Source organism: Streptococcus sp. (assembly GCF_019414905.1).
Classification (GTDB): Bacteria; Bacillota; Bacilli; order Lactobacillales; family Streptococcaceae; genus Streptococcus.
This window is the reverse complement of record NZ_DXLC01000021.1, coordinates 1-10221: the sequence shown is the minus strand read 5'-3', so window position 1 is coordinate 10221 and position 10221 is coordinate 1. Positions and strand designations below refer to the sequence as shown.

The following is a 10221-nucleotide window of genomic DNA, read 5'->3' as shown; positions in this document are numbered from 1 at the left end:
GTTTAGACTGTTGTTCATTCATGGCCTTTTGCTCAGCCAAGGCCAGCTCCTGCTTCATGCGATCGTGCAATTCCTTATCAAACTCAACCGTTCTCACTTGGGATAAAAGTTCGGCATACTGACTTTCATTTACTGTAAAGACTTCCCCACAGTTGGGACATTTGATTTCGTTCATAACTTTCCTCTTTCTAGACTTCTGTAACCATTATATCATGCCTGAGGGAAAATCAAAAACAGTGAGTCGAAACCCACCGTTTAACTTCTTTTTCTTTAAATTTTTTCCAAGGCCAAGCGCAAGTCTTCAATCAAATCTTCTACATTTTCAAGACCGATAGACAAGCGGATTTGGTTTGGTGTGACTCCTGCAGCTTCCAGGTCTTTTTCTGACAATTGACCGTGAGTAGTTGTTGCTGGGTGAACAACAAGAGACTTGGCATCTGCCACATTTGCAAGGTCAGAGAAGATTTCCAAATTATCAATAACCTTGCGTGCTTCTGCCTCCCCACCTTTGACATGGAAGGTAAAGATTGAACCAACACCTTTTGGCAAATATTTCTCAGCCAAGGCATGATAAGGACTATCAGCAAGTTTTGGATAGGTGACTTTTTCTACCTTAGGATGGTTGATAAGAAAATCAACAATTTTCTCTGCATTTTGCACATGGCGCTCCACACGAAGTGAAAGGGTTTCAAGTCCTTGAAGCAAGAGGAAGGCATTAAATGGTGACAAGGCTGCACCTGTATCACGAAGCAATTGGACACGGACAGCGATAATAAAGGCTGCTGCACCCACATCACGAGTATAGCTCAAATTGTGGTAGCTTGGGTCTTCCTCAACAAATTGAGGGAATTTTCCTGAAGCCGCCCAGTCAAAACGACCACTATCGACAATCACTCCTCCAATAGTCGTACCATGCCCACCGATAAACTTAGTCGCAGAGTGAATGGCAATATCTACACCGTGAGAAAAAACGTTAATCAAATAAGGTGTTGCAAAGGTATTATCCGAAACTAGTGGAATCTGGTGTTTATGAGCAATCTCAGCCAATTTTTCCAAATCTGGAATATTAATCAAGGGATTTCCCAAGGTTTCAATCAAGACAAGCTTGGTATTGTCATTGATAGCTGCTTCCACTTCCTCCAAATTATCCACATCGACAAAGGTTGTTGTGATCCCATAACGAGGAAGGGTTTCTTTCAAGAGATTGAAGGTTCCACCGTAAATAGTTGATGCTGCCACTACATGGTCACCTGCATGGGCAAGCGCCAAAATCGTATAAGTCACTGCAGCCATACCTGATGCTGTTGCAAGAGCTCCAACACCACCTTCAAGAGCAGCAATTCTTTCTTCAAAGGCAGCCGTTGTAGGATTTGTAATACGAGTATAAATGTTCCCTGGTTTTCTCAAAGCAAACAAATCGGCACCTTCCTGCGTGTCATCAAAAACAAAGGATGTTGTTTGATAAATCGGCACTGCACGAGACTTAGTTGCTGGATCCACAACTTGACCAGCATGCAATTGTAAGGTTTCAAATTTAAAATCACGAGTCATAAGGCTACCTCCATATAGTTTCATTAAGGATATTGTAGCACTATCTACCTATCTTGACTAATACCTCTTTTCTATATTTTGATATAAGAAGCGGCTATTACTTCTTACAAAATCGAAAAAAGCACGAATCAATCGTGCTCATTTTCTTAATCTACATAAGTATCTTCATTTTTATTGAGGAAGGCATATGGAAGACCCATCAAGAGGCCTCCTCCGATAAAGTTTCCGATGAAGGTTACACCCCAGTGACGAAGCATATTTCCAACACCGAAGTTAGCAATTGAGTCAGCAGCAACACTGAATTTTACAATCGCGAAAGAAGCAAAGTTCGCCGCAATGTGCTCGTTTGTTAAGAATACAAACATGTAAATAGCTGACAACACAAGCCAAAGTTTGGCACCACCATCTTTGACCAAAATAAATGAAAGAATCGCAATATTTACGAAAATATTTGCCAAAATCGCCTCAAGCAAGATTAATTCATTTGAACGGCCTAACTTCATCTCAACAACCCCTGAGATGAAACTATCGTGTGTCAGATGTGCATAAGCTGCTGAGTGGGCAAAGCCCCAACCGGCTATCAAGGCCCCGATAAGGTTGAACAAGGTACAGTAAAGTAAAATCTCAGCTGTTTTTCTCCAAGAGATTTTTTTCAAGAAACTACCAGCAGTCAAGAACATCATGTTTGATGTTACCAACTCGGCATTCAAGAAAACAATGTAGGCCAAGCCCCAAGCAAAGACAAATGGGAAGAGGAAGCGTCCACTACCTGGTGCAATTTTATTAATCAAATCAGCCCCAACTGCACCAGCAGCTGTACTGAAGGTTAAAAATGCACCTGCGAACATAGAACGAATCGCATACTTAAATTTGCTTTGGCTATAAAGACTTTCTTTCTTCTTGCAAGCAAATTCAATCTTTGAGATAAATTCTGAAGAAACCATAATAAACTCCTAAAAATTTTTTACCTGATAATTATATCACAAACGTTAAAATTAAGGAAGCGTTTTCTGTATTTCATAAAAGTTTATTCTTATGAAAAGCTTAAAAAATCAGTGAAATCCAGGATTTCACTGATTTGTATTAATAAAATTGTTTATATGGTTGATTGAAAGCTGTTAGGATTTCATCAGATGTTTGTGAATAATCTTTTGTTTCTTTCAAATCGCCTTTTACAATAATACGTTCTGTAGCGGCAAGGTCTTCACAGGTTACTAATGTAATCTCATTTACCCCATCTCTATCATCAACTTCATCAACACGATCCGGTGTAACACGTTTAACTTCACGTATTTCATAAGTATAAACTTTATTTTTATCGGTTAGATAAATCTTCATACCATTTTTAGCGTTATCTAAAGGAGAAAATAACATTTTATTAGCATTATTGACACCAAAAATATGATGACTAGCTAGACTATAATTTCCTTTTCCCATCACTTGATCGCGTTTCATCGTACCAGCACCATAGAAGAGATTGACATTATCAAGCCCTTTAAAAATTGGCAGATTCATTTCTAATTCAGGGACTGCAATTCCGCCGATAACTGGTAATTTTTGAGCATCCCATTGAGAAGCTAGAACCGCTTCAGAAGAGATAGCATTGACAGAATCAAAATCAAAATTTCCTTCTGTATCCTGATTTTCTTCTATTTTTTCTTTTGATACCTGACTAACTTGGTATTTATTGGTATTCCAAACTATGAAAATATCACGAATTTTAGCATTAAAAATCAAAGCAATTGATAGTAGTATCAGAAATCCTGCTAGGATATTTGTCAGCAGATTTTTTCGTTTATTTTTCTTCTTATTTTTTTGAGACATTATGCTTCACCTTCTGTTTCGTTTTCTGTCCCAACTTCTTCTTTTTCTGCCGCTGCAACCGTAGTAAAGGTCACAATTTTAGCATCTTGATCCAGACGCATTACTTTAACTCCCATAGTTGAGCGTCCTGTTTGTGAAATATTGGCAACATTGGTTCGAATCATGACACCTGTATCAGTGATAATCATCAAATCTTCATCACCTTTAACAGTCAAGAGACCTGATAGAGGACCATTTTTCTCAGCCACATTAGCCGTCTTCATCCCTTTACCACCACGACCTTTTGTTGGATATTCGGTCGCGACTGTACGCTTACCATATCCTTTTTCTGTGATGATAAGAACCTCGTCTTGATCAGTAATTACGCTAGCACCAACTACTGTGTCTCCCTCACGGAGATTCACACCTTTCACACCTGTGGCGATACGACTCATGCCGCGAACGGCTGATTGATTAAAGCGAACTGCATAACCAAACTTGGTACCAATAATAATATCCGTCTCTTCTTCCGTCAACAAGACATTAATTAACTCATCTTCATCTTTAAGATTCAGTGCTTTAAGTCCATTTTGACGAATATTAGCAAATTCCTTAACGCTCGTTCTCTTCACAATACCGTGACGGGTTGTAAAGAAGAGATAAGCATCATCACTGCGTTCAGACTCAACATTGATAATAGTCTGAATACTTTCGCCTTCATCCAATTTCAAGAGATTAACTACTGGTAGCCCTTTGGCCGTCCGACCATACTCAGGAATTTCATAACCTTTAAGACGATAGACACGTCCTTTATTTGTAAAGAAGAGCAGGTGATCATGGGTGCTAGTTGACACTAACTCACGAACAAAATCGTCATCTTTGACACCTGTTCCTTGAACACCGCGGCCACCACGTTTTTGAGCAGTAAACTCAGCTTGGTCCAGACGTTTAATGTATCCCTTGTTAGAAAGCGTAATCAAGACATCCGATTCTTCAATCAAGTCCTCATCTTCAAGACTCAAGACTTCACCGACCATCAACTCTGTACGACGTTGGTCGCCAAACTTACGCTTAACTTCGTCCAATTCGTCTTTGATGATTTGAGAAACACGTTCTGGCTTAGCAAGAATATCCGCCAAATCTGCAATCAGAGCCAAGAGGTCATCATACTCAGACTGAATCTTATCGCGTTCCAAACCTGTCAAACGACGAAGACGCATATCTAGAATAGCCTGACTTTGACGTTCAGAAAGCTTAAACTTACTCATCAACTCAGCTTGTGCTTCCGCATCTGTTTCACTAGCACGGATGATACGAATCACTTCGTCTATATGGTCTAGCGCAATCAAGAGACCTTCTAAGATATGCGCACGCGCTTCCGCTTTTTCCTTATCAAAACGAGTACGACGAACGACCACTTCTTTTTGGTGCTCGATATAAGCATCCAAAATCTGACGAAGGGACAAAATCTTCGGTACACCATTTTGGATAGCAAGCATATTGAAACCAAAGTTGGTTTGCATCTGGGTCATCTTGAAGAGGTTATTGAGGATAACATTGGCTGAGGCATCGCGCTTAACTTCGATAACAAATCGAACACCTTCACGGTTTGATTCATCACGAACTGCTGTGATGCCCTCAATACGTTTTTCCTGAACCAAACGAACAATATGCTCATGCACCTTGGTTTTATTGACCATGTAAGGAAATTCCGTTACAACGATGCGCTCACGGCCAGTCTTAGTTTCTTCAATTTCAGTACGAGAACGAAGGACAATAGAACCTTTACCTGTTTCATAAGCCTTATGAATGCCTGATTTCCCCATAACGAGAGCACCAGTTGGAAAATCTGGCCCAGGCAAGACTTCCATCAAGTCCTTGGTAGTCACTTCAGGATTGTCCATGACCAACTTCACCGCATCAATGGTTTCTCCCAAGTTATGAGGCGGAATATTGGTTGCCATCCCAACAGCAATACCAGTTGCTCCATTAACCAAAATGTTTGGAAAGCGCGCTGGCAAGACTAAGGGTTCACGTTCATTTGCATCATAGTTATCGACGAAATCAACTGTATTTTTATTGATATCACGAAGCATATCTAGAGCAATCTTGCTCATACGTGCCTCAGTGTAACGCTGGGCGGCAGCACCATCTCCATCCATAGAACCAAAGTTCCCATGCCCATCTACAAGCATGTAACGATAGCTCCACCATTGAGCCATGCGGACCATTGCTTCATAGATAGAGGAATCCCCGTGTGGGTGGTATTTACCCATGACGTCCCCTGTAATACGAGCAGATTTTTTATGGGGTTTGTCTGGAGTAACACCCAATTCATTCATTCCATAGAGAATCCGACGGTGAACAGGTTTCAAGCCATCTCGAACATCAGGAAGAGCCCGCGCTACGATAACACTCATGGCGTAATCGATAAAGCTCGTCTTCATCTCCTTTGTCAGATTGACATTCACTAAATTTCTATCCTGCATTAATAAATGCCTCATTTCACTATTAGTAATTAATAATATTATACCATAATGTCCGCCATATTTCAGGTATCCAAATTAGCTAAAACGTTTACATCAAGAACTCCAAGGCATATTCGTGACAAAGCTTTTTAAAAGTGATAGAATTAAAATAACTGGGGAAATCCCTGAATAAAATTAAGGAGATGTTTAGAACAATGACTTCAACTAAACAACACAAAAAAGTTATCCTTGTCGGAGATGGTGCTGTAGGTTCATCTTACGCTTTTGCACTTGTTAACCAAGGAATTGCACAAGAGCTTGGAATTATCGAAATTCCACAATTGCATGAAAAAGCTGTTGGTGACGCGCTTGACCTTAGTCACGCCCTTGCTTTCACTTCACCTAAAAAAATCTATGCAGCTCAATACTCTGACTGTGCAGACGCTGACCTTGTTGTAATCACTGCAGGTGCTCCTCAAAAACCAGGTGAAACTCGTCTTGACCTTGTAGGTAAAAACCTTGCTATCAACAAATCAATCGTAACTCAAGTTGTTGAATCAGGCTTCAAAGGTATCTTCCTTGTTGCTGCTAACCCAGTTGACGTTTTGACTTACTCAACTTGGAAATTCTCTGGATTCCCTAAAGAACGCGTTATCGGTTCAGGTACTTCACTTGACTCAGCTCGTTTCCGTCAAGCACTTGCTGAAAAATTGGATGTTGATGCTCGTTCAGTTCACGCCTACATCATGGGTGAACACGGTGACTCTGAGTTCGCTGTTTGGTCACATGCTAACATCGCTGGTGTAAACCTTGAAGAATTCCTTAAAGACACTCAAAATGTTCAAGAAGCTGAATTGATTGAATTGTTCGAAGGTGTTCGTGATGCAGCCTACACAATCATCAACAAAAAAGGTGCAACATACTACGGTATCGCAGTAGCCCTTGCTCGTATCACTAAAGCAATCCTTGACGATGAAAACGCAGTACTTCCACTTTCAGTATTCCAAGAAGGTCAATACGGAGTTGAGAACGTCTTTATCGGTCAACCAGCTGTTGTTGGTGCACATGGTATCGTTCGTCCAGTAAACATTCCATTGAACGACGCAGAAACCCAAAAAATGCAAGCATCTGCTAAAGAATTGCAAGCTATCATTGACGAAGCATGGAAAAACCCAGAATTCCAAGAAGCTTCTAAAAACTAATTTAGCCATAGACAACTCCTTGAATTATCAGGGAGTTGTTTTTTTCTGTATTATAGTAGATTGAAATAAGATATGAACAAATTAATTTCTAGAAATATTTTAGCAGCCACGGCGTACTATTCTAGCTGTAATTCACTATAAGAACTAAACATTTTATGAAATTTTCGTTCAAAAAACAACATCCCTTTAAAAGCTATCATGTCATAGCTTGGGCATGAAGACAAAAAGACTACCAATCAGATTTATACTCACATCACAAAAAGTATGGAACAAGCAACGATTTACTCTTTAGCTACAGTTGCATTAAATCAAAAGTAAAAACTTTGCTCATATACAAAAAAAGCCCATCATACAGGCTAGAAAGCTTGATATGATAGGCTATTTTTCTATTAATTAACGTACTGTACGGATACGCATTGTGTTTGTACGTACAGCTTCTCCAACTGGTACACCAGCAACAATAACGATATCGTCACCAGATTCTACTAGACCTGCTTCAACTGCTTTACGTTCAGCAATTTCAAACATATCATCAGTTGATGATGGAGCATCTGTCAACATTGGGATAACACCCCAGTTCAACATCAAACCACGTTCTGTCAATTCGTCGAATGTCAATGCCAAGATATCAGCATTTGGACGGTATTTAGAGATCAAACGTGCAGTGTGACCTGTCTTAGTAAGAGTTACAACCAATTTAATGTCCATTGAGTTAGTAGCATCTTTGACAGCTGAAGCCATTACTTCTGTCTTAGAGTTACGTTCGAATAAATCTGAGTTCAAACGTCCGTATTCGTTAAGAAGAGTTTGAGCGTTCTTATCGATTGTAGCCATTGTAGTTACTGACTCAAGTGGGTATTTACCGTTTGCAGACTCACCTGAAAGCATTGTAGCATCAGTTCCATCGATAACAGCGTTGAATACGTCTGATACTTCTGAACGAGTTGCACGTGGTTTTTCAGTCATTGTTTCAAGCATGTTTGTTGCAGTGATAACAACTTTACCAGCAGCATTTACTTTCTTGATAATCATTTTTTGGTAAACTGGAACCATTTCGAATGGTACTTCGATACCCATGTCACCACGAGCGATCATGATACCATCAGCAGCTTCAATGATTTCATCCAAGTTATCGATACCTTGTTGGTTTTCGATTTTAGCGAACAATTGAACGTGACCGTTACCAGTTTCTTCACAGATTGCACGAACTTCGTTCACGTCTTTTGCAGTACGTACGAATGAAATCGCGATGAAGTTGATACCTTGTTCAAGACCAAAGCGGATATCGTCGTTATCACGTTCAGCAAGAGCTGGGAAAGGAATTTTAGTGTTAGGGATGTTTACACCTTTTTGTTTAGCAATTACGCCATCATTTTCAACTTCAACTTCAAATTCACGAGCTGCGTCATCTTTAGCAACCACACGAAGACCAAGTTTACCATCGTCAACCAAAACTTGACGACCAACTTCAACATCATCGTAGATATCAAGGGCACCAGCAACGTTCAATGCAATCACTTCATGAGTTGATTTGATTCCTTGTTTAGTTGCAACACGGATTTTCTCACCAGTTTTGTATGAATACTCTTTAGCTTCACCTTCGAACAATTCTGTACGGATTTCTGGTCCTTTTGTATCAAGAAGGAAACCAACTTTTTTACCTGCAAGTTTTTCAGCAAGTTTAACAGTTGCCATACGCTCACCTTGTTCTTGGTGGTCACCGTGTGAGAAGTTGAAACGGAATGTGTTAGCACCAGCTTCAATCAATTTAGCAATGTTTTTAGCTGAAGCTTCAACATCAAGTTTTTCACCCCAGTATCCGTCCTCACCGAATTTTTTACCACCACGGATTTCTACCGCAGGACCCAAAGTTGCAACGATTTTTACACGTTTGTTCATGATTTTTGTGACTCCTTTATATATATGACCTTTTTGGTCTTATTAACTAAATTGTAAATTATGACAAGCTCTTATTCAAGCTAGATAGCTCAATGTCGGCTTTGTGTGGGTTGTTAACCACAATCTTACCTTCTGCAGTAAGGCTAAACAATGCTCCTTCTTCTGCAGTACCAAGAATTGGATTTTCAACCATTTTTTCGTTACGAATACCAACCGCAACACCACCAATACCTTCTTTAAGAAGTTTAACAGCATGGGCACCCATACGTGACGCCAATACACGGTCACGCGCAGTTGGAGAACCACCACGTTGGATATGTCCAAGTTCTGTCACACGAAGGTCGCTTGTATCCCCAGCTTCTTTTAGTTTTTTACCAAATTCAGCCGCTGACATCACACCTTCTGCCAAGACGATGATATTGTGTTTTTTACCACACTCATAACCACATTTAATGCTTTCTACGATATCTTCAATCTTGAATCCTTCTTCAGGAATGATGATTTCATCAGCACCAGTTGCAATACCAGCCCAAAGAGCGATATCACCAGCGTTACGTCCCATAACTTCAATAACAAAAGTACGACGGTGACTTGATGATGTATCACGAATCTTATCGATAGCATCCATAGCAGTTGTAACCGCTGTGTCAAAACCGATTGTAAAGTCAGTACCAACGATATCGTTATCGATTGTACCTGGAAGACCGATAGCTGGGAAGCCATGTTCAGTCAAACGCATAGCGCCGTGATAAGATCCGTCACCACCGATAACAACTACACCTTCAATTCCGTGTTTTTTCAATTGCTCAATCCCTTTAAGTTGCCCTTCAAGTTGAGCGAACTCTGGGTAACGAGCTGAGTGAAGGAAAGTACCACCACGAGAAATGATGTCTCCTACTGAAGCTGCATCTAGGGGATGAATTTCACCGGCAACCATACCAGCATATCCGTCATAGATACCAAACACTTCCATTCCTTCTGAAATTGCTTGACGAACAACTGCACGGATAGCAGCGTTCATACCAGGGGCGTCTCCGCCACTAGTCAAAACAGCAATACGTTTCATATTGGTTTATGCTCCTTTTTCTTTTAACATTCTTATTAATTATACCACATTTGATTTTAAAATTCTTCTATTTTCCGTATTTTTAGCGATAAATCGTTTTCATAACGATTTCATTCAATTTCGCTTCTAATTCATTGGATTTAGCTACAAAATGATGGGGAGAAACGATTGTTTTCTGTTCCTCTTCATACCTGATAATGACAGGGATTGGGCCTTTGTATTGTTCTAGGAT

Annotated in this window: 7 protein-coding genes; 1 reads left to right on the top strand and 6 read right to left on the bottom strand. The window is 40.1% G+C overall.

Annotated elements, in window-relative coordinates:
- Window positions 1–270 precede the first annotated feature (270 nt).
- The 4 genes from QZ359_RS00470 to gyrA all read right to left on the bottom strand — a co-directional run bounded on the left by QZ359_RS00470 (window position 271) and on the right by gyrA (window position 5843).
- Window positions 271–1551 carry an O-acetylhomoserine aminocarboxypropyltransferase/cysteine synthase family protein gene (locus tag QZ359_RS00470; protein ID WP_293951763.1) on the bottom strand — a complete coding sequence of 427 codons (1281 nt, stop codon included), beginning with the start codon at window positions 1549–1551 and terminating at the stop codon, window positions 271–273.
- A 146-nt stretch (window positions 1552–1697) separates the two neighbouring features.
- Window positions 1698–2495 (bottom strand): formate/nitrite transporter family protein, encoded by a 798-nt coding sequence (locus QZ359_RS00465; RefSeq protein ID WP_101781990.1) that lies wholly within the window; start codon window positions 2493–2495, stop codon window positions 1698–1700.
- A gap of 139 nt (window positions 2496–2634) precedes the next feature.
- Window positions 2635–3375, bottom strand: a complete 741-nt coding sequence (gene srtA, locus QZ359_RS00460; RefSeq protein WP_101784983.1) for a sortase SrtA — start codon at window positions 3373–3375, stop codon at window positions 2635–2637.
- A complete protein-coding gene (gene gyrA / locus QZ359_RS00455) occupies window positions 3375–5843 on the bottom strand; it encodes a DNA gyrase subunit A (RefSeq protein ID WP_293951762.1) in 2469 nt (822 codons plus the stop codon). Before gyrA ends, srtA begins: the two co-directional genes overlap by 1 nt.
- A 194-nt stretch (window positions 5844–6037) precedes the next feature.
- Between gyrA and QZ359_RS00450 the strand changes: the two genes are divergently transcribed.
- Complete coding sequence (locus tag QZ359_RS00450; protein WP_000204727.1) at window positions 6038–7024, top strand: L-lactate dehydrogenase; 987 nt, start codon at window positions 6038–6040, stop codon at window positions 7022–7024.
- 393 nt (window positions 7025–7417) lie between these two features.
- Here QZ359_RS00450 and pyk read toward each other — a convergent pair whose 3' ends face one another.
- Together pyk and pfkA are read right to left on the bottom strand one after the other, a co-directional pair.
- Window positions 7418–8923: a pyruvate kinase gene (pyk, locus tag QZ359_RS00445; protein WP_293949696.1), complete on the bottom strand. Its 1506-nt coding sequence runs from the start codon at window positions 8921–8923 to the stop codon at window positions 7418–7420.
- Between the two features lie 58 nt (window positions 8924–8981).
- Window positions 8982–9989: a 6-phosphofructokinase gene (pfkA, locus tag QZ359_RS00440; protein ID WP_000820862.1), complete on the bottom strand. Its 1008-nt coding sequence runs from the start codon at window positions 9987–9989 to the stop codon at window positions 8982–8984.
- Window positions 9990–10221 lie beyond the last annotated feature (232 nt).

Coding starts and splice junctions, on each gene's coding strand:
- gyrA (WP_293951762.1), bottom strand. CDS start 5,843: ATGCAGGATAGAAATTTAGTGAATGTCAATCTGACAAAGGAGATGAAG.
- QZ359_RS00470 (WP_293951763.1), bottom strand. CDS start 1,551: ATGACTCGTGATTTTAAATTTGAAACCTTACAATTGCATGCTGGTCAA.
- QZ359_RS00450 (WP_000204727.1), top strand. CDS start 6,038: ATGACTTCAACTAAACAACACAAAAAAGTTATCCTTGTCGGAGATGGT.
- pfkA (WP_000820862.1), bottom strand. CDS start 9,989: ATGAAACGTATTGCTGTTTTGACTAGTGGCGGAGACGCCCCTGGTATG.
- srtA (WP_101784983.1), bottom strand. CDS start 3,375: ATGTCTCAAAAAAATAAGAAGAAAAATAAACGAAAAAATCTGCTGACA.
- QZ359_RS00465 (WP_101781990.1), bottom strand. CDS start 2,495: ATGGTTTCTTCAGAATTTATCTCAAAGATTGAATTTGCTTGCAAGAAG.
- pyk (WP_293949696.1), bottom strand. CDS start 8,923: ATGAACAAACGTGTAAAAATCGTTGCAACTTTGGGTCCTGCGGTAGAA.